General features: G+C 66.4%; 22 protein-coding genes. 9 read left to right on the top strand and 13 right to left on the bottom strand.

Translation table 11 applies throughout. The features are described from left to right. Positions 1-74: 74 nt before the first annotated feature. From OIE13_RS35865 to mshB, 4 genes are all read right to left on the bottom strand, one after another. Positions 75-1,340, bottom strand: a complete 1,266-nt coding sequence (locus tag OIE13_RS35865) for an MBL fold metallo-hydrolase (protein ID WP_326829352.1) — start codon at positions 1,338-1,340, stop codon at positions 75-77. A gap of 68 nt (positions 1,341-1,408) precedes the next feature. After that, on the bottom strand, positions 1,409-1,834 hold the full coding sequence (locus OIE13_RS35860) for a hypothetical protein (RefSeq protein WP_326644622.1): 426 nt from the start codon (positions 1,832-1,834) through the stop codon (positions 1,409-1,411). Between the two features lie 44 nt (positions 1,835-1,878). Further along, positions 1,879-2,400, bottom strand: coding sequence for a DUF6113 family protein (locus OIE13_RS35855; protein ID WP_326829351.1), 522 nt, complete (start codon positions 2,398-2,400; stop codon positions 1,879-1,881). 62 nt (positions 2,401-2,462) lie between these two features. Continuing rightward, a complete protein-coding gene (gene mshB, locus OIE13_RS35850; protein WP_326644625.1) occupies positions 2,463-3,368 on the bottom strand; it encodes an N-acetyl-1-D-myo-inositol-2-amino-2-deoxy-alpha-D-glucopyranoside deacetylase in 906 nt (301 codons plus the stop codon). Positions 3,369-3,465: 97 nt separating this feature from the next. Between mshB and OIE13_RS35845 the strand changes: the two genes are divergently transcribed. The 3 genes from OIE13_RS35845 to OIE13_RS35835 all read left to right on the top strand — a co-directional run bounded on the left by OIE13_RS35845 (position 3,466) and on the right by OIE13_RS35835 (position 8,142). After that, positions 3,466-5,526, top strand: a complete 2,061-nt coding sequence (locus tag OIE13_RS35845) for a S9 family peptidase (protein WP_326644626.1) — start codon at positions 3,466-3,468, stop codon at positions 5,524-5,526. Positions 5,527-6,050: 524 nt separating this feature from the next. Continuing rightward, positions 6,051-7,154: an FAD-dependent oxidoreductase gene (locus OIE13_RS35840; protein ID WP_326644629.1), complete on the top strand. Its 1,104-nt coding sequence runs from the start codon at positions 6,051-6,053 to the stop codon at positions 7,152-7,154. Between the two features lie 133 nt (positions 7,155-7,287). Further along, positions 7,288-8,142: a L,D-transpeptidase family protein gene (locus tag OIE13_RS35835; RefSeq protein WP_326644631.1), complete on the top strand. Its 855-nt coding sequence runs from the start codon at positions 7,288-7,290 to the stop codon at positions 8,140-8,142. 108 nt (positions 8,143-8,250) lie between these two features. On the opposite strand, the gene OIE13_RS35830 is transcribed toward OIE13_RS35835, so the two are convergent. Together OIE13_RS35830 and OIE13_RS35825 are read right to left on the bottom strand one after the other, a co-directional pair. After that, entirely contained in the window at positions 8,251-8,784 is a 534-nt protein-coding gene (locus tag OIE13_RS35830) for a hypothetical protein (protein ID WP_326644633.1), read from the bottom strand. Continuing rightward, a complete protein-coding gene (locus OIE13_RS35825; protein WP_326644634.1) occupies positions 8,781-9,905 on the bottom strand; it encodes a helix-turn-helix domain-containing protein in 1,125 nt (374 codons plus the stop codon). The genes OIE13_RS35830 and OIE13_RS35825 overlap by 4 nt, the downstream gene beginning before the upstream one ends. A gap of 44 nt (positions 9,906-9,949) precedes the next feature. Between OIE13_RS35825 and OIE13_RS35820 the strand changes: the two genes are divergently transcribed. Then, entirely contained in the window at positions 9,950-10,213 is a 264-nt protein-coding gene (locus tag OIE13_RS35820; RefSeq protein WP_326644636.1) for a hypothetical protein, read from the top strand. A 717-nt stretch (positions 10,214-10,930) separates the two neighbouring features. On the opposite strand, the gene OIE13_RS35815 is transcribed toward OIE13_RS35820, so the two are convergent. Next, complete coding sequence (locus OIE13_RS35815; RefSeq protein ID WP_326829350.1) at positions 10,931-11,749, bottom strand: zinc ribbon domain-containing protein; 819 nt, start codon at positions 11,747-11,749, stop codon at positions 10,931-10,933. 222 nt (positions 11,750-11,971) lie between these two features. Here OIE13_RS35815 and tnpC point away from each other — a divergent pair, with 222 nt between their 5' ends. Further along, a complete protein-coding gene (gene tnpC / locus OIE13_RS35810) occupies positions 11,972-13,459 on the top strand; it encodes an IS66 family transposase (protein WP_326829349.1) in 1,488 nt (495 codons plus the stop codon). Here tnpC and OIE13_RS35805 read toward each other — a convergent pair. The 3 genes from OIE13_RS35805 to OIE13_RS35795 all read right to left on the bottom strand — a co-directional run bounded on the left by OIE13_RS35805 (position 13,449) and on the right by OIE13_RS35795 (position 15,378). Continuing rightward, positions 13,449-13,943 (bottom strand): hypothetical protein, encoded by a 495-nt coding sequence (locus tag OIE13_RS35805; RefSeq protein WP_326829348.1) that lies wholly within the window; start codon positions 13,941-13,943, stop codon positions 13,449-13,451. The genes tnpC and OIE13_RS35805 overlap by 11 nt on opposite strands. Positions 13,944-14,236: 293 nt before the next feature. Next, positions 14,237-14,473: a DUF397 domain-containing protein gene (locus tag OIE13_RS35800; protein WP_326644639.1), complete on the bottom strand. Its 237-nt coding sequence runs from the start codon at positions 14,471-14,473 to the stop codon at positions 14,237-14,239. After that, a complete protein-coding gene (locus OIE13_RS35795; protein WP_326644641.1) occupies positions 14,470-15,378 on the bottom strand; it encodes a helix-turn-helix domain-containing protein in 909 nt (302 codons plus the stop codon). Before OIE13_RS35795 ends, OIE13_RS35800 begins: the two co-directional genes overlap by 4 nt. A 196-nt stretch (positions 15,379-15,574) precedes the next feature. Here OIE13_RS35795 and OIE13_RS35790 point away from each other — a divergent pair, with 196 nt between their 5' ends. From OIE13_RS35790 to OIE13_RS35780, 3 genes are read left to right on the top strand one after another with little or no spacing between them, the layout of a single operon-like run. Next, positions 15,575-17,080 (top strand): hypothetical protein, encoded by a 1,506-nt coding sequence (locus OIE13_RS35790; RefSeq protein WP_326644643.1) that lies wholly within the window; start codon positions 15,575-15,577, stop codon positions 17,078-17,080. 57 nt (positions 17,081-17,137) lie between these two features. Beyond that, positions 17,138-18,139, top strand: a complete 1,002-nt coding sequence (locus OIE13_RS35785; RefSeq protein WP_326644645.1) for an asparaginase — start codon at positions 17,138-17,140, stop codon at positions 18,137-18,139. Positions 18,140-18,163: 24 nt separating this feature from the next. Beyond that, positions 18,164-18,631, top strand: coding sequence for a PPC domain-containing DNA-binding protein (locus OIE13_RS35780; protein WP_326644647.1), 468 nt, complete (start codon positions 18,164-18,166; stop codon positions 18,629-18,631). A gap of 252 nt (positions 18,632-18,883) precedes the next feature. Here the strand turns inward: OIE13_RS35780 and OIE13_RS35775 are convergent, their stop codons facing one another. Further along, on the bottom strand, positions 18,884-20,089 hold the full coding sequence (locus OIE13_RS35775; protein WP_326644649.1) for a hypothetical protein: 1,206 nt from the start codon (positions 20,087-20,089) through the stop codon (positions 18,884-18,886). Between the two features lie 190 nt (positions 20,090-20,279). Here OIE13_RS35775 and OIE13_RS35770 point away from each other — a divergent pair, with 190 nt between their 5' ends. Next, positions 20,280-20,786 carry an NUDIX hydrolase gene (locus tag OIE13_RS35770; protein ID WP_326644651.1) on the top strand — a complete coding sequence of 169 codons (507 nt, stop codon included), beginning with the start codon at positions 20,280-20,282 and terminating at the stop codon, positions 20,784-20,786. 78 nt (positions 20,787-20,864) lie between these two features. On the opposite strand, the gene OIE13_RS35765 is transcribed toward OIE13_RS35770, so the two are convergent. Both OIE13_RS35765 and OIE13_RS35760 read right to left on the bottom strand, forming a co-directional pair. Then, a complete protein-coding gene (locus tag OIE13_RS35765) occupies positions 20,865-21,704 on the bottom strand; it encodes a class I SAM-dependent methyltransferase (protein WP_326644653.1) in 840 nt (279 codons plus the stop codon). Between the two features lie 69 nt (positions 21,705-21,773). Further along, the gene (locus OIE13_RS35760) at positions 21,774-22,697 is read right to left on the bottom strand and encodes a DUF2797 domain-containing protein (protein ID WP_326644655.1); all 924 of its coding nucleotides are present in this window, start codon (positions 22,695-22,697) and stop codon (positions 21,774-21,776) included. Positions 22,698-22,708: the final 11 nt, after the last annotated feature.

Raw genomic sequence — 22,708 nt, 5'->3', positions numbered from 1 at the left:
GTCGTCGAGTCGTGGGCCGGTCGGTCATGACCGTCAGACCTGGGCGTCAGATCATGACCGTCAGATCACGGGCGTCAGGTCTTCAGGACGCGGGACTCGCCGACGGCGAGGTCCCACAGGTCGACGCGGTCCCGTCCCGCCTCCGCCCAGGCCGCCCTGGCCTCCTCCACCGGCGCGAGGAGCGACTCTCCTGACAGCACGAACGTGCCCCAGTGCATGGTCGCCATCCGGCGCGCCCCGACATCCTGGCACGCCCGTACTGCCTGCGCGGGGTCGACGTGCACGGCCTTCATGAACCAGCGGGGCTCGAACGCGCCCACCGGCATCAGGGCCAGGTCGATGCCGCCCGGATAGCGTGCCCCGATCTGGGCGAAGCGCTCGCCGTAGCCGGTGTCCCCGGCGAAGTAGATCGTCTGGTCCTCGGAGGCGATCACCCAGCCGCCCCAGAGGGTCTTGCAGGTGTCCCACACCGACCTGCGGCTCCAGTGGTGGGCGGGTACGAAGTCGAAGCGGACACCGCCCACCCAGGTGCTCTCCCACCAGTCGAGCTCGGTGACGTGGCGGAACCCGCGCCTGGTGAACCAGGACCTGAGCCCGGCGGGGACCAGGACGGGCGTGCTCCGCGGCAGCCTCCGCACGGTCTGCGCGTCCAGGTGGTCGTAGTGGTTGTGGCTGATCACCACGGCGTCGATCCGGGGCAGGTCCGCCCACGCGACGCCGGGCGGGGTGAGGCGGGGCCGGCTGCCGGGGATCTTCCTCGCCCAGACCGGGTCGGTGAGGACGGTCAGCCCGCCGATCTGCACCACGTACGTCGCGTGGCCCACCCAGGTGACGACCGCGGCGGTCCCCGTAACGTGGGCAAGCCCGTTCCGGTGAACCGGTATGCGGTCCGCGTCCCCGATCCCTGGACGGAGCATGCCGTGCCAGGTGACCGCCAGCAACTCCTGGAAGGTCGGGACCGGGGAGGTCAGCCGGTCCCTGAAACCGCCCGGCCACGACCGCCGCGGCGCGGGTGCCGGGCGGCCCGGTGGGAGCACCGGTCGTGGGGGAGGCTCCGGCCGGGTGGGGGACTCCGGCCGGGTGGGGGACTCCGGCCGGGTGGAGGACTCCGGCCGGGTGGAGGACTCCGGCCGGGTGGAGGACTCCGGAGGCGCGGGAGAGCAGGTCACCGCCTCGGCCGCGGCCACCCGCCTGGAAGCCCGGCCCAGTTGCCTCAGCGCGCGCGCCGGCCGCGTGGCGAAGCGGGCGGACCACCCGGAACGGCGGGGTGGCTCTTCGGCAAGGCCCACGGGTTCCGCGGCAGTCTGGGATGCGGCTTCGGGGTGGGACGTCTGCGACATGGGCGGCCCCCTTCGGTCATCATCTGCTCACCCTCTGTTGATCCCCCCACAGAGAGATTCATCCCTTTTCAAGAGGATTTAGTACGAAACCACCAGGGGGACCTGCGAGCATAGTTGCCGTCCTCCAGGTTCGCCAGCCGCTCGAAGAGGTTCCACGAGGCCTGATTGCCGCAGATCAATATGGAGACGGCCACCGCCACGACGTAGAGCGGGAGCATCGGCAGGCCCACGCAGAGCATGTACTGGGAGGCGTGCCGGTCCTCGTGCCTGAGCAGGGCGCCGGTGAGAAAACCCTCCCCGTGCTTGGTCAGCACCACGTTGCCCACGGTGAACGCCGAGGCGATCGGGAACCGGAAGCGGTAGCCGTACGCCAGGATCAGTCCGTCGGGCCCGGCGGACACCCGGGCGCGGCCGAGGCGCGCCAGCAGCAGCCCCAGAGGCGTGGACAGGTTGATGTAGTTGAGATTCCGCCGTACCCGATGCAACCGCCGCATACCGGGATTGTGCGTCATCCGGGCGACTCGCGGTATAGGACCTGCTAGCCGGGTGGGACCTGCGGACCCGGCGGTGCCTGATCAGGTGGGACCTGCGGACCCGGCGGTGCCTGATCAGGTGGGACCTGCGGACCCGGCGGTGCCTGATCAGGTGGGACCTGCGGACCCGGCGGTGCGGGTGACGCCTGCGGGCGAGGGCCGTACCCGTGCTGGGTGAGCAGCCACGACCCGCTGTTCGCGGCCGGTGGCACGAGCAGTACCGCCATCGCGACCGCCGCGAGGCCCCCGTAGAGGTAGACGTAACCGGACAGGTCGTTGGCGATGACCAGGTCGCCCTCCGGCCGCCCGGTGATCCAGATCATGGTGATCGCTGCCCAGCCCATCGCGAACGACAGGGCCGCGGCCTTGCCTCGGGTCACCCGGCCCGCCCCGTAGGCGATCACGAACAGCAGGGCGACGCAGCCGAAGGCGGAGGCTGGGACGGGCCCGACGTACCAGGAGTGCCCGAACCCGCCGAGGACGCCCATCAGCAGCCCGAGCATAACGAGCACAGCGTTGACCGCCACGGTGACAACCGTCTCCGAGGGTTCGCGTGTCGCTGGGACCTGCTCCATCACAAACATCGAGGCTAACGGATCCCGGCGAAGAGGTCGTCCTCGCGGCCGTAAGGCTCGCCGAGTCCTCCCACCTCGATCGGCGTTCCCGGACCTGCGGGGCCCGGCGCGCCGGAGCGGAGAATGAAGTGCTCGATCCCGAGCAGCTCCTGGCCGACGTCGTTGGACAGGGCGAACCAGGGCGGCTTCACGCTGATCTGGGTGGCGTGCGCCCGCATCGCGTCGATCTTCCGCTCGATGTGGGCGCGGGCGTCGATCTCGGTGGTGACGTCCTCGTCCGCGCAGCCGAACGGCAGGTCGGCGACCGGCTCGATGAGGAAGGGGGCGCCGCTCTCACGCATCGCCTCCTCGCCCCTGATCATCACCGACCTGGGCATGGCGGTGTGGTAGAACTTGGCGACCCTCCACGGGGCGCCCGCACCGAACGCCGGGTCCGCCGCCAGCTCAAAGGCCCGCCAGGCGACCCGGTGGGCCTGGATGTGGTCGGGATGGCCGTAGAAACCGTTCTCGTCGTAGGTGACGAGCACCTGGGGCCGCACCTCGCGGATGATCCTGACGAGCTCGCCCGCCGCCTCGTCCAGGTCGGCCTGCCAGAAGGCGTTCGCGGCGTGGTTGGAGACGACGCCCATCATGCCGGAGTCGCGCCAGCGGCCCCGGCCGCCCAGGAACCGGTGGTCGGTGACGCCGAGCGCGGCGCAGGCCGCGGCGAGCTCGGAGACGCGGTGCTCGCCCAGGGTGTCGTCACGATCGGCGGTCAGGTGGGCCAGCTCCGGCGGGATGACCTCGCCCTCCTCCCCCAGGGTGCAGGTCACCAGCGTGACGTGCGCGCCCTGGGCCGCGTACCTGGCCATGGTGGCCCCGCTGCCGATCGTCTCGTCGTCCGGATGGGCGTGCACGAGCATCAGGCGCCGATCAGTCATACGGTTGAGGGTATCGATGCCAGGGATCGCCCAGAACCTCCGAATTCGCCACTTCGGAGAACAAGACACCCGATGCGGAGCTGGCAAGATGGCTCGTATGAGTGAGAGCTTTCCTCGCCTGCACGCCAGAACCCGCCGATTCACCCTCGGAGTGCCCCGCGGTTTCACGATCGCGCCAAGCGGTGACCGCGTCGTCTTCCTGCGGACCAGGGGCGGCTCCGACCCGGTGACCTGCCTGTGGGAGTACGACGTCCTCAGCGGCGCGGAACGGCTCGTCGTCGACCCGCGCGTCCTGGCCGCGGACGACGAGAACCTGCCGCCGGAGGAGCGGGCACGCCGCGAGCGGAGCAGGGAACAGGCCGGAGGCATCGTCGGATACAGCACCGACGCCGCGGTGACCACCGCCGCGTTCGCGCTCTCCGGCGGCCTCTACGTCGTCGACCTGAAGACCGGGTACATAAGGAAACCGAAGACCCCCGGACCGGTGATCGACCCCCGGATGTCCCCTACAGGAGAGCACGTCGGCTACGTGACCGGCGGCGCCTTCCACATCCAGGACCTGGCGGACGAGGTCGACCACGCGCTGGCCCGCCCCGAGGCCCCGGAGGTGACCTACGGCCTGGCCGAGTTCATCGCCTCCGAGGAGATGGACCGCATGCGGGGCTACTGGTGGTCCCCGTCAGGGGACGCGATCCTGGTCGAGCGTGCCGACGAGTCGCCGGTCCAGCGGTGGCACATCGCCGACCCGGCCAACCCGGGCCGGCCCGCCGCCGAGCAGCGCTACCCCTCCGCTGGAACCGCAAACGCGGGGGTCGAGCTCTTCGTGCTGACCCTCACCGGAGCCCGGGTCCCCGTGCCCTTCGACGACGAATACCTGGTCAACGCCGCCTGGGACGCCCACGGCCTGCTGATCGTCACCATGACGCGCGACCAGCGGACCATGCGACTGCTCGCCGTCGACCCGGCCACCGGCACCTCCACCCTGGTGCGCGAGGACACCGACCCCGCCTGGGTCGACATCGTCACCGGCGTTCCCGGCCACCTGGCCGACGGCAGCCTCGTCTGGGCCGCCGCCTCCGAGGGCGGCCACCGCCTGATCGTCGGCGACGGCCCCGTCACGCCGCCCACCCTCCAGGTCCGCGAGATCCTCGACATCGACGGCGAGACCGTGCTCTTCCGGGCGAGCGGGGAGCCCACCGAGATCGCGGTATGGGCGTACCGGAGGGGCCAGATCACGCTCGTCAGCCCGACAGAGGGCGGCGTCTACAGCGGCCACACCGCGGGCGGCACCCTCGTGATCACCGGTCAGACCCTCGACAGCGAGGGCTCGGCCACCCGCGTCCTGCACAACGGCACGCCCCGCGGCCACATCACCTCGTACGCCGAGCGTCCCGGCCTGGACCTGCGGGTCTCCCTGATCAAGGCGGGCAAGCGCGACCTGGCCACCGCGGTGCTCCTGCCCTCCGGGCACGTGCCGGGCTCGGCGAGGCTGCCGGTCCTCATGGACCCGTACGGCGGACCGCACGCCCAGCGCGTCCTGGCCGCCGCCGGGGCGCACCTGACCAGCCAGTGGTTCGCCGACCAGGGCTTCGCGGTGGTCGTGGCCGACGGCCGCGGCACCCCCGGCCGGGGCCCCGAGTTCGAGCGGGCCGTCCTGCACGACCTGGCCACCCCGGTCCTGGAGGACCAGATCGACGCCCTGCACGGCGCCGCCGCGCGGTTCCCCGACGATCTGGACCTGACACGGGTCGGCATCCGCGGCTGGTCCTTCGGCGGCTACCTGGCCGCCCTGGCCGTACTCCGCCGCCCCGACGTGTTCCACGCGGCCGTCGCGGGAGCCCCGGTGACCGACTGGCGCCTGTACGACACCTGCTACACCGAGCGCTACCTCGGCCGGCCCGACGAGGGGCACTACGACTCCTCGTCCCTGTTCGCCGACGCCGAGAAGCTGGACCGCCCCCTCCTGCTGATCCACGGCCTGGCCGACGACAACGTGGTCGCCGCCCACACCCTCCGCCTCTCCTCCGCCCTCCTGGCCGCCGGCCGCCCGCACAACGTGCTGCCGCTGTCCGGGGTGACTCACATGACCCCGCAGGAGGTCGTGGCGGAGAACCTGCTGCTGCTCCAGGTCGACTTCCTGAAGAAGGCCCTGGTCTGAGCCGGGGCCATTCCCGGCAGCAGGTATGACGCCGTGCCGGTGCGGCACAGAACCGCTCACCGGCCCGGCGTCCCCCATCGGTCGCCACGTTCTGGAACAAGTGCGACTCGACCGGCCAGCTACCTCTAACAGTCCCACCGAGGATATATAGGCGAGTCCCCAGGGCAACGTAGGCAATCCGCCCCACCGTGCCCCCGATCGGCCCACCGCGCCCGCCGGGGAACGGCCAAGAATACGCCGGTATTCTCCCGGGCCGATCCCTGGATCGGCGATGAAAATCCAGCACGCCGCCAACCGCTCGTCATCGTGGGATTTGGCACGGGTATGGCTTTTCCCGGTTCGGTACTTGTTTCCCATTCGCCGGTGGCCCCCCCTCCACCATCCCGGATTCGCCGCCATTCCGGGGTTCACCGATGCCTCGATTTACCCTGGAGAAGTTTCAGCGCTCGTCGTGACGACCTTCCTCGGCCGGCCACGCCGAAAATTGATCGAGCTGGACGGATCCAGAAAGAAGGCGTTCCCAGGTGCGCGCGAATTCAGAGAAGATACTTGTCGTCGGAGCCGGTGTGAGCGGGTTGACGACCGCGCTGTGTCTGGCCAGGGAGGGGTTCCGGGTCACCGTCATCGCGGACAGGTTCGCACCCGACATCGTCTCGGTCGTCGCGGGCGCGCTGTGGGAGTGGCCGCCCGCGGTCTGCGGTTACCACCACGACCAGGTCTCGCTCGCTCGCTCCAAGAACTGGTGCGTCACCTCGTACCGGATATTCGAGGAGCTGGCCCGGACCGGGGTTCCCGGGGTGGCCATGCGGAGGTCCAACTTCTATTTCAAGCACCCCGTCGAGGAGAATCCCCACGATCTCCACAAGATGCGGGAGCTCGCGGGGAAGGTGCGCGGCTTCGTCCACGACCGATCGCTCGTCGAGCGGAACGGCATCGACCCCGGCTACGGCGTGGTCGACGCCTACTCCCATATGGCGCCCATGATCGATACAGACCGGTACATGCTGTGGCTGATGCGGCAGGTCAAAATGCACGGGGTGCGGGTCAGGCGGCATCGGATCGAGGGGTCGCTGACCGAGCGGAAGGCCGAGCTCCTCGACCGGTTCGACGCCGAAGCGATCGTCTGCTGCGCGGGAATCGGCACCGCCGAGCTCCGCGGTGTCGGCATGTATCCACTCCGCGGTGCGTTGGTACGGGTCCGCAACGACGGGATAGACGAGGCCCACTGCGTCTCCCACGACGAGGCGAACAACGGCGAGCAGGACATCGTCTTCATCGTGCCGCGCAGTCCGCGGATCCTTGTTCTCGGCGGGCTGGCGGAAAAAGACGAGTGGGACACCGGAATCAACCTGGAGAACCACCCTCCGGTACGGGACATGTATGAGCGCTGCCTGGCCTTCATGCCCGCGCTGCGAAGTTTCGCACTGGATCCCGATGAGCCGGTACGGGCTGGCTTGCGGCCGTTCCGGAAGGAAAACGTCTGCCTTGAGTGGGACGAGGAAGGACGGATCATCTACAACTTCGCACATGGCGGGGCCGGATTCAGCTTTTCCTGGGGTTGCGCCCAGGAGGCCGTCAGTCTGGTGCGCGCGGCCGTGCAGGACCGCACGTACTCCTACTCCTGCTGAACATTCTCTTTCATCAAGTTTCCTTCCCGGAGTCGACGCGAGACGGCCTGAATACGGCGAGGTTGCCCGGTGCCGCCATCGCCGCATATCACCCTGATCGGTCGCGACGACAGACCAAAAAAGGCTCACTAAAATGCAGAGAATCGTCAAGTGCCTTCTGATCGCGAACACCGCCCTCGCGCTCACCTCGTGCCTGCCGTTCGGCATCGCGAACACCGGCGTCGCGTCACCGAGACGCTCCGGACCCGCCGTCGCCGATGACCACCCGCCCCGTTCCGCGCACACCCCGGTGTCCCGTTTCCCCGCCCTTCGCCCCGGTGACCGGGGAACCCGGGTCCAGGAGCTCAAAAAACGTCTCGACCGGCTGGGGTTCAACACGGGATCTCCCGGCCAGGAGTACGGCCCCGAGCTGCGCGCGGCCGTGTGGGCCTTCCAGAAGGCCAACGAGCTGCCCGCCGTCGACGAGATCAACCCGTCGACCTGGAAGGCGCTCTCCCACCCGGCGCGCATCAGGCCGCTGGTGCCCTACGGGGGGCCCACCAGGGTGGAGATCGACCTGCGTCGCCAGCTGCTCACCGCCTGGCAGGACGGCAAGCCGGCCCTGGTCTCCCATATCTCGACCGGTAACGACAAGCACTACTGCAAGAACGGCCACTGCGGGGTCGCCGTCACGCCCACCGGCGACTTCCGCGCCTGGTGGCGGACCACCGGATGGACCCACGGGCCACTGGGCGACCAGTTCTACACCATCTATTTCAACGGGGGCATCGGCTTCCACGGCTCCGAACGGGTCCCGCTCCACCCCGCCTCGCACGGCTGCATCCGCGTCCCACTCCACAACGCCAAGTCCCTGTTCGACATGACCCCGACCGGAACCCCGGTCTACGTCCGCCGCTCCGAGCCTCCCAACGCCGCCAAGCGCCCCGAACGCTCCGAACGTCCCGAACAGGACACGTCCCGGCCGGGGGCACTGCGATACCGGCCGTGATGGCGCCACCGAACGACTGTGATCCACGAGGGGGAGCCGATGGCACAGGCCGGGGACCCGTCCACGGTCATGGCGGCAGCCGGGGCCGCCTTGAGAGGAGGTGCGACATTAAAGATGTGACGGGTGCGGTGGTACGCGCAGGTACCGCCCTTCTTGCCGCATCCGCTGAAGTAGTTTGAACCCGTCATCACGCGTGCAACAACCGTCTGCAACCGCCTCCGAGACGAGATCCATCGTGTCACGGGTGGTAATACCTCGGGCGTGCGCGTACTCCTGCGCGTCACGATCGTCAGTAATCCAGAATGAGCCGGCGAACTCCATCCGGTTCAGAATGACGTAACAGGTCTGTGCTTCCCCAAGATGTTTCAGCGGTTCATTTGGCGATCCGCCGAAGACTGCTCGGCGGACTCTTTCGATCTGATCGATCTCCACGGCATCGTCAACCTCGATCGGGTCCCCCAACCAACGTTCCCGGGCGATGGTGGCCAGATCCGGGTAAATGCGTGATGACCGCTCCGCTTCGTATGCGATCGCCTCCACCCAGCGCCCGCGGCCACGCAGAACCTCTTCCAGGAGAGGAAGGCCGGATACACATGCGAAGTTGCACAGCACCGTGTTGTCAGGAAACCAGTACCACGTCATGACGCGAGTGGGGATTCCTCTCGCTCCTCGTTGAGAGCCTGCCGGAGCGTGGCGCTTTCGACACCGATCAGATTGGCGAATGGCCTTAACGTTGCCTTACCATCGGCATATGCCTGAAATGTGGTGCGTATAAGCGGAGCCGGCGTCCGTGGACGTGACGCCAGCTCGATCCACTCCGCCAGCGAATTCACCGCACCGGCCAGATGTGCCGCCTCGGCGGTATTCAACCGCCTGAATGAATCACACAGTTGCCGGTCGATCAGCCCGAGGCTGAACAGACGCCACGCGAGTGTGCTCGGAGATACCCACAGGCGGCAGGCCAGCTCCGCGAATGAGGTGTCGGACCAGGTGACCTCACCGGCTTCCTCGCGGAGCACCTCTTCAGGAAGGAGGAACTCGGCTGCGAAGGCATTCGCTCGCGTCTCCGATGACTGCTGCTTGTGAAGCACATCATTGAGGTTCGCATCCAGGTGCGGCTTCTGATCATCTCCCGCGAGGATGTGTCCCAGTTCGTGCGCGATGGTGAATCGTTGGCGGGCAGGAAACCTGGATGTTCCCGCGATGATAAGACTCGCTTGGTCATCCACCCAGGTGAGACCGTCGAAGCCGTCGGGGAGCCGTACGATCGCCACGTCAATGCCGAAAACTTCCTCAACCGCCTCGGCCAGATCACGCTTTTCGTAGGGGCTGCCGCCCACAGACCGAAAATGATCGAGCGCCCGCGCGGCGAGCTGACGCCCCTGATCGACAGGGCGCCCAGATTTCGGCACTGGCGGTATTTTGTATAGATTCTGGCCATAGCCAAGGTATGCAAGATCTGCCCAGATTTGGGCAAAACGCTCTGCTTCCTGTACGGCCATATCGGCAGGGCTCCGTGGAGCCGCCGATATCCGTGTGGCCATGGATGGCGCAGTGGTCTCAGCACCAAGCAGCCAGTCGACGGTCACTCCGCCCACGTTAGCGATGCGGGCAAGGTCCAAAGATGTGAATCGACGAACCCCTGACAACGACTTGGAAATCTTGGGCGCGTCAAGCCCCGCCTTCGCGGCGAATTCCGCTTGGGTAAGACCACTCTCAGCGATCAGTTGCCTGACACGCACCACTGCCATCTCTCCAGCCATGCATCGACCCTACGCCCGAGTTGCGAAAATCGCAAGAAATCGCAATGCGGCCACTGGACGAGATCGACCCGTCGACCTGGAAGGCACTCGCCCACCCGGCGCGCGTCAGACCGCTGGTGTCCTACGGGGAGCCGACAAGGGTGGAGATCGACCTGCGCCGCCAGTTGCTCACCGCGTGGAAGGACGCCAAGCCCCTGTTCGACATGACCCCGACAGGGACCCCGGTCTACGTCCGCCGCTCCGAGCCTCCCAACGCCGCCAAGCGCCCGGAACAGGACACGGACCGGCCGAAGGCTCTCCGAGGCTGACCCCCAGTCCAACGATCCGCGTTACATCATCAATCTTCTCAAGCGGATTGTGACGGTCAGCTTGGAGACGATGAAGATTGTGAATCAACTCCTGGTCCTGGAGATCTTGAACTAGTCGCGATCATAGATAATTGCCGGTCGATCGTCACCCACCCGGAACGTGACTCGGATTGCCGTATCCGATCGCACAACTGCTGTATGGGCCTGCGGATCGGCTAATTGCGAAGTCGCTCCAACCTAGCCTTCGAGCACGTCGTCCATGCCCATACGGGGATCGCGAAACGCCGAGGATGGGCGGTGAACTCCCATGCGATATCGAGGTACACCGCCACCTCTTCGCGATTGTTGTTCATCGCGTATCGGAAGAATGGGCTGCGGTCCTCTCGACCGGAGGCATCGAATTTAGGCCGGACCAGTGCCGGTTCACCACGTTATGCCTGACCCACCGGGAATTCAGATGGAGATTTTCAGCTTAATGCTAACGGCGTCTATTCCATGCGTTGCGGCATGATGGCCGGGTTTTGCCGTCGTCGAGGCGATGAGCACCTGGAGCCCAGCGCCGGCCCTTGAAGGCCGGTGAGGATCGCACGTACAGCACGGTGAAGGATGGCAGGCCGCCTTCCGTACCAGAGTTTGGAACAGCTCGTAAGGACTACCAGCATCGCTACGTAGGACCGCCTTTGGATATCCTGTACTCACACCGTAATTCCTAATAGATCAGGCCACCGGATCGGTCAACTCGTGCAGTTCTTCCTCCAACTCCGACAGGTGCGCACGGGCAGTGGCGATCTCGTGTCGGAGCTCTTCAGTTCGTAACCTGCGGTAGAGAGCGGTGTGGTCGTCGAAGCGGGTGACAACTCGGATGCTGGATCGGTAGCACACGACGCTCTCGACAAGTAGCGCACGTCCCAGTTCGGTTGCCCGGTCGGGTGCCGAGGTGCTGCGCCAATAATCATCCGCGAACGTGTTTAAGTCGGCAACCACGAAGACGCCGTGCTCCTGGACCCCGCGAACTTGCTCCAATTGCTTCGTGAGCCGCGCGCGTTCGCGCGCGAGGAACCGGTCCAACTTGGCGGCACCGATATGATCGTCATATGTCTTGATCTTCGCATTCAGATGGTCGGCGTACGCTGCCACAAGCTCCGGCTCTGGAGCCAATTCCGGGGCCAGAACCCAATGGCGCCGCCCTCTCAGGCGAGAGCGAAGGTGCCGGTCGATCGCGTCGTCGACATCCTCGCTGCTGACGCGATGATAGCGGCCATCGTCATGCTTGTGATTGCAGGAGTACGCTGCCGGAAGCCTCGAATCCGGATCCCCTTCGTGGAAGGACATTCGCCGCTCGCACAGCCCGCACTGGATATTGAGGCCGAGGTCCAACGGCTGTGGGTTCGCCTCGTCGAAAGCCTGAAGAGCAGCAGTGGTCATGCGGTAGTCGTGGGCGCGAGTGCCGTATACCTCGTGCCACGCGCTGGCATCCTCGGCGATCACGGAAACAACGAGGGCGAGCGCATCGTACTCGGCGGGGGCGGCGTACATCCAGAACTCCTCCGGTTCGCCGCGCAGGTCGCGTCGGCCGTGCCCTGGGTCGACGGGGCATCGGAAGCGCATCTCAAGTGTCCGCGTGTCGATGGAAAGTTCGGCTCCGGCACCGCATTCGTCCCCTTCGGAACAGACCGTCGTAGGTGACTGTTCAGGTGCCCTTTCCTCGTGAGGTTGGGCGTGGCATGGGCATGATCGGACTCATGGGATGATCTTCGGGTGATTCCGGCTGAGGGCGAACGTCCGTCGTACGGCGAGCTTGCCGCTTTGGTCGTGACGCTGACCGCCCGGCTGGATGTGCTGGAAGCGCGGGTCGTCGAGTTGGAGGCGGAAAACGCCCAGCTCAAAGCGGAGAACGCGGAGTTGCGGGCTGAGAATGCCGAGCTGCGGCGGCAGGTAGGGCGAAACTCGCGTAATTCCTCGCAACCTCCGTCGGCCGATGGCCTGGCCAAGCCACCGCCCAAGTCGATGCGGGGTAGGAGCGGACGTCGCCCCGGTAAGCAGCCCGGCACGTCGGGGACGGCGTTGATGCAGGTGGACTGCCCGACATGGACGGTGCCGCACCTTCCATCTGCGTGTGGCGGGTGTGGCGGGGACCTGACCGATGCAACCCCGGCGGGCGTTGCGGTGATTCGGCAGGTTTTCGACATCCCCGAGGTCAAGGCCGAGGTCACCGCGCATGAGTTGCACGCCCTGGCCTGTGGCGGTTGCGGGACGGTGACCCGTGCTGCGGCTCCGGCGTTCGCCACGGCCCCGGCGGTGTACGGGCCACGGGTGAGCGCGCTGGCCGCCTACCTGTCCGCCCAGCACCACATCCCGGTTGGGCGGGTCGCCGAGGTCCTCGCCGATCTGGCCGGGATCGAGGTGTCGACCGGGTGGATCAGCGACACGGTCACGAAGGTGGCCCAGGTCCTGGCGCCGGTCAACGCACGGATCCGTGACGCGATCGCCGCTGCGAGCGTCGCGCACTTCGATGAGAGCGTCACCCGCGTGGGCGGCAGGAACCACTGGCTGCACGTGGCCGCCACACCTGTGCTGACCGCCTACCACATCGACGCCCACGGGCGCGGCACCGAGTCGATCACCGCGTTCGGGATCCTTCCCCGCTTCACCGGCGTGGCCGTCCACGACGCCTACCGCTCCTACCAGGCATTCGAGGGCTGCACGCACGCCTTGTGCAATGCGCACATCGTCCGGGAGGCCGCCGGGATCGGCGAGTACGACCTTCGCGCGCGGGCCGATGGCTGGGCTGAGGCGCTGGTGCTGTTACTCGGTGACGGATACCGGTGGGTGGCCGCCTGGCGAGACAAAGGGCATGACCGCCTGCCGGACTTCAAGCTGAAGGACCTGTCCCAGCGCTTCGACGACCTGGTGGAACGAGCGTTGACCGCGCATTCCCCACGCGGAACGGGCAAGCAGAGCCCTGCACGTAACCTGGCGCTACGCCTGCGAACCCGAAAGAGTGAGGTGCTGCGGTTCGCCACCGACTTCACTGTGGCGTACTCCAACAACGTCGCGGAGCAGGCCATCCGTATGATCAAGACGAAGACCAAGGTCAGCGGTGGTTTTCGCACGCTCAAGGGCGCCCAGACTTTCCTGGCCATCCGCGGCTACATCTCCACCGTCCGAAAGAACGGTCTCCGCGCCGCTCACGCGCTGCACGACGCGCTGCTCGGCAATCCCTGGATGCCCGCACTCACGCGATGACCTGAATAGTCACCGTCGTAGCGGTCAGGACGCGTGCGGGGCGTCCCTGGAGATGGCGTCGTTCATGGGCGAGCCGCGAATCCCAGCCGTGGAGCACCTCGCGCGCCCGTTGGTCAATAGCTTCCGCGGCTTGTACGCGGGTGGCGGCCGCGCGTTGGGCCTCCCGCTCGCGTCGGGCTGTTTCCTCGCGTTCGGGCAGGAGGAGCGCCAGCCGTCGCACACCAGCTTCCTGCTCGTGAGTCAGCTCGGGCAGATCTCCTCCGCCACACGTCCGGCAGGCCCGTTCATGGTGGCCCTGGACTCGGAACTCCCTCACGCTGGTGGTCACCTGTTCGGTCGTTCGCTTGCCTCGTTGCCGGCAGGACGGATTGTGCGAACGGCCATTCTGTTTGATCTCGTAGGTGACGGGGATCTCCGCGAGCGACCCGATCTCCTCAAGGGTGAGGAGCGGGGAAAGAAGGATGTCGGCAGCGTTCTCATTCACCGGTGGACGCACCTCTCGGAAGGCTATCGGCCTCCTACAGTACGTCTTCGAGAACAAATGAGAGCACGCTTCGGACAATTCAGATAATCGATGTAGGCGTCATCGGATGCAATCTGTCGCACCTATAGGCATTTCAAGATACGCCTCGGGTAAATTTCGCCAAAATGCGAGCAAATAGCTTGAAAGAGCAGTATTGGCCGGAACCGAAGGGTGGTCAAGCGTGGGCGTCGGTGAAGTCTAGGCGTTCAGGGATCGACCGAAGGCTGTCGGGAGGCGTACCGGGTAGAGGTTCCTTAGAGGTTGAGCAGGAAGTCGAAGTCGCCGTCCTTCGCCCCCAACAGCCATGCCCTCGCCTCCGCAGGCGTGAACACGTGGGGCAATCGGTCAGGGTTCTGGGAGTCGCCGACCAGGACATGGCCATTCACCACGGCAACGCGAACGCAGTTTCCACCACCCCCGCTGTGCTTGGAGATTGTCCATTCGACGTCGGTCAGGTCGAAGGAAGACGGGTGAGGCTTGCGCGGGGTCACTGCTGGAGCTCCTTGATCATTTCCTTGAGCTGTGCGAGTGTATCGCTGGGGCTCAGCGCCCGCTCCCACAAAGTGGTAAAGGCCCCCGTATAGCGCCCGACGTCTGCCTCTCCGTCGAAGTACACCGAACTGACCATGGTTTCCACCCATACGACGGTACGGGCGGCTTCGTGAAAGTGCATGAGTACGAAGGGGCCGGCCATGCCGGGGTGGCATTCAATCGAGTCCGGCAGGACTCGGATTGTGTTCCGGGGCTGCTCGGATTCGGCGAGCAGCCGCTCCAACTGTGCCTGAGTCATCGACCGGTCCCCGATGACGCGGCGGAGCGCGCCCTCGTCGATGAGGGCGCGGAAGTCCTGAAGCACTCCGTCCGACATCTGCTGCTGACGGTCCATGCGGACGTCGACGAGGGCCTTGACCTCGGAGCGACTCAGTTCGGGACGCATGCCGGCGATCACGGTGCGGGCGTAGTCCGGAGTCTGGAGGAGCCCGGGGATGAGAGCTCTCTCGTAGTTGAAGAGCTCGGTGGCCCGCCGCTCCATTTTCAGGAAGCCTTCGAAATGCATAGAGCCGAGGAGCGCCGCGTTCCGCCGCCAGAGCGCTGGACGCGGTCGCCCGGCGGGCGTGGTGTCCACGCTGAGGAGTCGCAGGATCTCGGCGCGTTCGGCGGCGTCGGCCTGGTAACAGTCCAGCAGGGCCTCAGCCAGTGCGCTCGAGATCTGGCGGCGTTGGCCTCGTTCCAGCCTGCTGAGTCCGCTCTTGTCGATCCTGATGCCACGGTCGCGCAGCACGGTATGCCCGGCGACATCGCTCTGCGTCAGGTTGCGACGCTCGCGCAGGTCTTCGAAGCGTAGCCCGACCTCAACAAGGATCATCGACCATGGCGCTTGCCTCAATTCCGACATGATGGTCAGTGTGAGAGCTCGCGCCAATTAACACAACCAATATGTCGAGCAATTTGCTCAGTCATATTGCTAAACCTTACGGAGGAGAGCATCCTGGCCAGGGGGCCATGAAGGGTAGAACCCGTTGCCTCTCGTGGCACATGCGCTGGTTACGTTGATCGACACCCGCCCGACCTTCAACCTCAGGAGGGCCACGATGCCTCGCCCCTCGTTGTTCCGCCTCCTGGTCCAGGAGCGTCACTGGGACAACTGGGTGGTGTTCTGCGGTCACTTCGAGGAGACGGCACGCACGCTCGCCAAAGAGGCTGAGGCTCCTCGGCTTGCCAGCGTGACCGTGGCTCGGCGCACATTCGACCGCTGGTACGCCGGACACTGGTACGGACGTCCACAAAACGATGCTTCTCGGGTGCTGGAGCGCCTCCTGGGCTTCCCCTGGACAGACCTGTTCTCTCCCGCCCCTGATGTCCTCCACGCCCGCAAGACCGTCCACGACCGTGACGGCTTACAGGCGTCCGTCGTCATCGGTGAGCGATGGCCCACTTCGCGACTATTCCTCTCGGCGACCGATGACGTTGCGGACTCCTGGGAATTGATCGGACGCAACGTCCTGGACGGCACCACCTCGGCTGTCCACTTCCTCTCGGCGGCAAGACGTGGTGAGGAGGTCCGTCTCCGTCCTCCGGACACTGCGGCCCTGGGCAGGTTCCTCCGGCCAGCCCGCCGCGGCCTGCTCGTCGGGATAGAGGGGCACGTCGATGACCTGCGCCTCTATGTCATCGACTCCGCGAACACCCGCAGGAACCTGGCCGCCTTCACACCCCGCGATGAGGGATTCGCAGTTCCAGGTGCCCACGAACTGGACGACCTGACGTACGGCATTCTGTGGTCATTGGTACAGCTCGATGACGGGCTCCTGGCCGATGACCAGACCCTTGATGACGAGCAGCAGGTGCTTGAGACCTACCTCCAGCTTCCGCGTTCGGCTCCCAGCCGGATGACACTTCCCATGCTCACCGCGGTCGGTGCCGCGTGGCTCGGGTCGGCGTTCTGTGCGCAGCACATTCAGCGTCGTCTCGACGGAGCGTCGGAGGTGCCGCTGTTCTGGACCAGGGAGCAAACCGGTGAGGAGGCCGCCGCCTGGCTGTTCTTCCGGCACAAGATCGCCTACCTGCAGTCCCTGGGGCAGCGGTTCGGTGGTGCGGCCAGTCCGCTGTCGCGGACGTTTTGTATCCCTGAGGCCGAGGTCGCCCGCAGCGGTCGGTACGAGCGGGTTCTCCTCTTCCTGGCCATTGCGCTGATGGAGATGTACGGCATCCGCGTCCAGGTGACGGCACGCCCTGAATACTCCACCGTCGACGGATTCGTGCTGGTGCCAGGTCAGCGCGCGATCGTGGCGACATGGGTGCGCACCGAGGCGCTCTGGCGAGCGGACACCACCACCGCCCGGGCCGACCTGCGTAGCTATCACGAGGCCCTCGGCGAGGCTACCGATCAAGGCCTCATGATGGGGCCCGATCCCGAGACGCGGTTGCGCGCCCTGGCCGCCTACCTCGACCTCGACTGGCGTTGGATCACCAGTAGGTGCCGTGACCTGGGCGACTGCGGGGTATCCAGTCTGGTGCGCCCGCGTAGCAGACTGATCAGCATCGAGGCCCTCGACCAGGTACTGCGCTTCCTGGGCTGCCTTGCCGCCGACCGGTAGGCCGACGAAGCTGATCCCTGTACAAGCAGCCAACCGTCCCTACAGAAAGGCCAGCCCGTGCCTCCTGACACCCCAGAACAGAACCGCCGAATCCTGGTGGTCACCCTCGGCGGCACCATCGCGATGAGCGGGGCCTCCGGTGAGACGGGTGGGGTGTCGCCGCGTCTGACCGGCGCTGACCTCGTCGCCGCAGTACCCGGTCTGGACCGAGGGATCACGATCATCGTTGAGGACTTCCGCCGGATCCCAGGTGCCTCACTCACCGTCGATGACATGTCCGAGCTCGTCGGACTGCTTCACAAGGCCGCAGTAACTGACAAGGACGGTTTCGTCGTAACGCAGGGGACCGACACGCTGGAGGAGACCGCCTACCTCTTGGACCTGCTCTACGACGGGGACGCGCCCTTGGTGCTGACCGGGGCGATGCGCAACGCCGCAATGCCCGGTGCCGACGGCCCGGCGAACCTGCTGGCGGCGGCGCGCACGGCCGCCAGCACTGACGCTCGCGGCATGGGAGCGCTTGTGGTCTTCGCCGATGAGATCCATGCGGCACGCCATGTCCGGAAAGTCCACTCGACCAGCATCGCGGCCTTCTCCTCACCGGGTGCCGGTCCGATCGGTCACGTGATCGAAGGGGTTCCTCGGCTGCACTTCGGGCTGCGACGCCACCGCGCGGTGCCGCTGCCGTTGCAGCCGGGCGTCGTCGAGATCGTGTACACGACCCTGGGCGGCGACACCTCAGTGCTCAACGACCTTGACCTACGCGCGGATGGGCTGGTCGTTGCCTCGTTCGGTGCCGGTCACGTGCCGGAGACCTGGGTTGAACCCCTGCAGAGGCTGGCGCAGCGCATCCCGGTGGTGCTGGCCTCCCGGACCGGGGCCGGCAGCGTCCTCGCCGCCACCTATGCCTTCCCGGGCTCCGAAAGCGACCTGCTGGCTCGCGGGCTGATCAGCGCCGGCTCGCTGGATCCCTACAAGGCGCGGCTCCTGCTCCTGGCCCAGTTGCGTGCGGGGGCCGATCGCGCGAGGGTCGAGGCCGCCTTCACCGAACGTCGATAATCGCACTACGAGCAGGAGATCCGAATGCGCGCCACACAGTTCACCCGAGGCCGGGAGTTCGTCGTCGCCTTCGACCATGGGGAGGACTTCTTCACCTCGCTCGAGAAATTCTGCGCAGAGCATGCGATCCGTGCAGGCTATCTTCCCGCCTTTGTCGGAGGGTTCAGCTCCGCCAAGCTGGTGGGAACCTGTGGGCCGCTGGAGAATCCCGAGGCCCCCTTGTGGGACCACATTGAGGTGAAAACGCTTGAGGCGCTCGGCGGCGGAACCTTGGCCTGGGATCCTGATCGGGACTGCCTGGCCCCCCACATTCATGTCTCAACCGGTCTGAAGGCCGATTCCGCCGACGGGCGGACCAGCCATTTGCTCGCTGCCCAGGTGCAGTTCATCGCGGAGCTCATCATCGTGGAGATCACGGGTCCCAGCCTCACACGGCCTCGGCAGCCGAGCCTGTTCGACGTTCCACTGCTCACTTTTGATGAACAGCGTTGACCGGGTCGGGAAAGATCGGAGAGCCAGGCCCAAAAGATGGTGCTTCATCAGCTGGTCGAAGCGGTGACGGCGTGAGGACGGGACCGCTGGCAGCCACGTCGGCAAGGCCACGTGGAACTCGCCCAACTGACCTGCGAGCAGAGGCGGGCCAGCCCCCAAGGCTTGGATTTGATCTTGTTCTACAAGGTGCTGCAACCGTTCGCGCCTTTGCGGTCGCCGGGCTCGGACGGAGGGATCTTGCTACCTATTTCGTCAGTGATCCAAGGCCAGGTCAGGCCGGGCGATGACGATGTCACGCAGGAAACTGCGTTTGGAATAGAACGTGCGCTGTTTCGTCAGGCCCTTCGTGGCAAGGTAGTCCAAGAGCCAGTGGTCGATACGTTCCATCTCCCGAAGCACCTCGTCTTCGTCGTGGTTCAGGACGCTGCGGGAACGGCGGTACTCCAGTTCGCACTGCGACAGAACTACCTCCGGTGCGGCCAGGAGTGAACAGTGGTCAAGGAAGATTCCGAAGATGTGGCCGGTGCGCATCGACTCGCACTGGATGTCGTAGCGGACGCGCCGGAAGGGCGGCATTGCGCGTACCTGGAGACCCAGCTCTGAGCGCAGGTACTCTCCGAAGCCGTCGGCGTCGACTTCGATGTCGGTGTAGAGCTGTTCACGACGGGCGAAGGTGTCCTTGGCATACCACTTGCGTTTCAGCACGTGCTTGCCGTCGACCGTGGGAATAAAGGAGGCGTAGCCGCGCTCGTTGTCAGGCCCTGTGACGTCGAAGAGGTGGTTGTCGAAGAAGTAGATCTGGAATTCGTCCCGGTACTCCGGCCTGCAGTCGGCCAGTTCACCATGGCGCAGAACCTTCAGTAGTTCCATGGAGGCCGCCCAGATGTCCGTGCCCGGCGTCAGGTTGTACTTGTACTCCAGTTCGGTTCCGGCGAAGTGGCTGTGGAAGTACCTCAGGTGGTTGTTGAGCCGCAGTGCCGACGCCTCGTGGGCGATCAGCACCGGGTCAAGCCAGATCAGCGCCTCGACCGGGCCCTCGCCTACCGGCTCCTGGGTGATGCGGACGAAGCACGCGTCCTCTGGGTAGAACCGGATCTGCGCGTACGCGTGGTAGCCGTTGGGATGTCCGGCCAGGTAACACAGCGGTACCAGACTGGAAGCGGCGGCATCGCCGATCATCTCGCGTAACGCGAGGCCAGGCATGGCGTCGGGCAACAGCGCGCTGCCCTGGATTTGGCCGTTTGCGAGTGGAGTGCCTTCCGCGGTCAGAGCGGTGACCTGGCACATCCCAAGTGCGTCCCACCGCATGACTACGGTGGTGCTGGGGATGCACACCTCCTGCGGGGGCACCCGTACCAAAATGATCGGTTCGTCCGGGCGGCGAGGCGCGGCCCGATTGAGCAGGTGGATCTTTCCCAGGACGACCCAGGCGCCTCGCGGCGGCGTGTCAGAGTCCATCGCTGATTACCCTTCCTGGAGTGAACACTCGCATGGCGCCTAACGTTGGCTGCGTCGATGTCATCGCCCTGTCGCTCTCGGCTCGCCGCCGACTAGAGTGCGCACGCGCGGGCGTCGGCGGGTCGCCTCCACCCGCCACACCTTGCAGCGACATAAGGTGTGGCGGGTGATTCACGGTGTGGTTGACCAAGTGACCTTGGACGCGGCGGTCACGGACGCCCGTCTCGCGGAGTTGGAGTTCGATGACGCCCGGACCTGGCTGGAGCAGGCCCGTCACAGGCCAATGGAGCCATTCGCAGCCGAGGTCTGGGTGACTGATCCTGCCTTCAAGTGCGTCCTGCTGGTGAGGCATCGCTGGCGTGGGTGGGTGCCGCCCGGGGGCAAGGTCGAGCCGGGTGAGACACCGCGAGCCGCCGCGTCCCGGGAGCTTGCCGAGGAGACCGGCGTGCGAGCGGAGCTGTTGCCTGCTCCGGCGGCGGTGTCCGTCCGCTCCTACCGTGCCGACTGGTCGCCGACGCTTGGCCTGTCCTACAGCGCGATCACCAGCCCTGATGTCCCGCTCGGCGGGCAAAGCGACCAGCTGCCGAAGTGGTTTGGCCTCGGCGAGGAGTGGGAGAGCGTCTTCCCAGAGGACCACGGCCGAATCCGAGCACACATACGTCGGCTGGCGGCCGAGCGCTCGGACGGGATGCGCTGAGCCACGCCTGCGAGGTGAGCGACTCGCTCTGGTGCGCTCGCGGAGAGCGTCTCCGCCAGTGGCAGGACAGTAGGGCGATCAGGGCTCCTCCGCGGGCCGTTCGGCGACGGCAACGAGCCAGCTGGTCACGGTCGGGGTTTCGGGCGTCGTCAGGGCGTATGCCTCGTCCAGGATCGCCATGCGCTGCTCATGGGTGAAGTCACCATGGGGACGGGCGAACACGGGGACAGACAACCACGCCTTCTTCTCCGCCATGGTGCCGTGCTGAGCGGTGACCTGGGTGTCCAGAAGGGTCAGCCCAGCCGCGGCCAGATGCTCAGTGACCACCTCCAGCGGCAGCTTGGGGCCTGCGCTTGTCGCCAGGGATGGCGTGTGGCCATATTCGCGGGCGGCGACCTGGCGGATCAGCATGTTGAGCGACGGGCTGGTGCGGACCGTCTGTTCGTCGGGGTGGGCGATCCCGGCGAAGCCGCCGCCGATGTTGAACACGAACCGGCCGCCGGGCCGCAGTGCGCTGCGAACCGCAGCGAACACGGCCGGGACATCCGTTTTCCAGATCGCAGAGTTGCAGACCACAGCGTCGGCCATGCCAGAGACGTGCTCGGCCAAATCCTCGGCCCGGGCAGTGACCCAGAGCAGACGCGGATCGGTCACGCTACCGCGACCGACCCGCTGCATGGCGGCGGCGCTGTCCAGAGATATGACTCGGGCCTCGGCCGGGACCAGGGCGAGGATCGCCTCGGCGGTCGCGCCAGCCCCGCCGCATAGATCGACCACCAGTCGGCTGCCGGCGAGGTGGGCGCGGCGGGCAAGGTCGCGGCTGGTGGCGCCGTACATGGGGAAATCGCGCGTGAAGGCGGCGTATGCCTCGGCCGTGGTGTCCTCGTTCCAGCCGGTAAGGGCGTCGTGGGGTGCCATGTATGCCTCATTTCCCGGTGAGAGCCCCTGCCCGTGGGCGGATGTGGCGCTGAAGAGCGGGGCTGGGGTTCAGAACAGGGAGGTCTGGATTGCGGCGCTTGGAGAGGAGAACGGGCCAAGGGTGATGCGGCGGCCCTTGAGCGCGCCGAGATCGAGGAGGTAGCCCATCGCGTCGTTGTGGTCCAGGACGGCGAGAACCTGGGAGCCGACGCAGGAGACGGGGGTGAATCCGTGCTTGCCTTCTCGCAGGTCGTGCGGGTAGAGGGCCCGCTCCCGGCTGGCGGTGCGGAGGCGGTCGCCCTCTGCTGGCGGGGTCCATGCCTCCAGCACCGAGGGGGTGCTCATGTCGGCGAGCGTGTCGGAGGCGCGGGCGACGTGCTGCTCGTGGGCAGCGCGGGGAGTAGACAGGTCAGTCAGGCCGACCAGGGCTTGGAGTTTAGCCGCGGCCCGTACGGTCTGGGGTAGCTGAAGGCGGTGGGTGAGGGCGTCTTCGAGATGGCGTACGGCCCGGCCGTCGGGGCTTTTGGTCAGGTAGGTGGCGAACAGCGCTCCTTGTTCGTCGAGACGGGAGCGTTTGCGCGGCTCGGCTGCGGTGCCGACCTTGGTCGTTCCGTCAGCGAAGGTCGCCAGGTACAGCCAGTGCGGCTGGTCCATATACCTGACAAGGGCCTCGGGAGCATGGCTGCCCTGGTGGAACTGGTGGGCGGAACGGAAGTCGTCGCGTCCGGCGCATCGGGTGCACTGGCCGCTCTGCTCGGCGGGCGCACGGTCGGGACAGGCGAGGGCCTCGACGCGGACGGTGTCGGCGAACCGGTACCGGCCAGTGCACCATCGGCCGGTACCAGTCACCTGGAAGCCAAGTCGTTGGTGCATGATCTCGGCGTACGCCAGTGGCCCGCCGGGTAGCGGAGCGAGCAGCAGCCGGGGGTCCCCGGTCGCCCAGGTGATGCCGTGGCACACGTACTCACCTTCTTCGGGCAGAGGCACTGGCATGGCGGACTCCT

The sequence above is a fragment of the Streptosporangium sp. NBC_01810 genome (assembly GCF_035917355.1).
In the GTDB taxonomy this organism is placed as follows: domain Bacteria; phylum Actinomycetota; class Actinomycetes; order Streptosporangiales; family Streptosporangiaceae; genus Streptosporangium.
The sequence above is the reverse complement of the archived record's forward strand: the minus strand, read 5'-3'. Positions and strand labels throughout refer to the sequence as shown.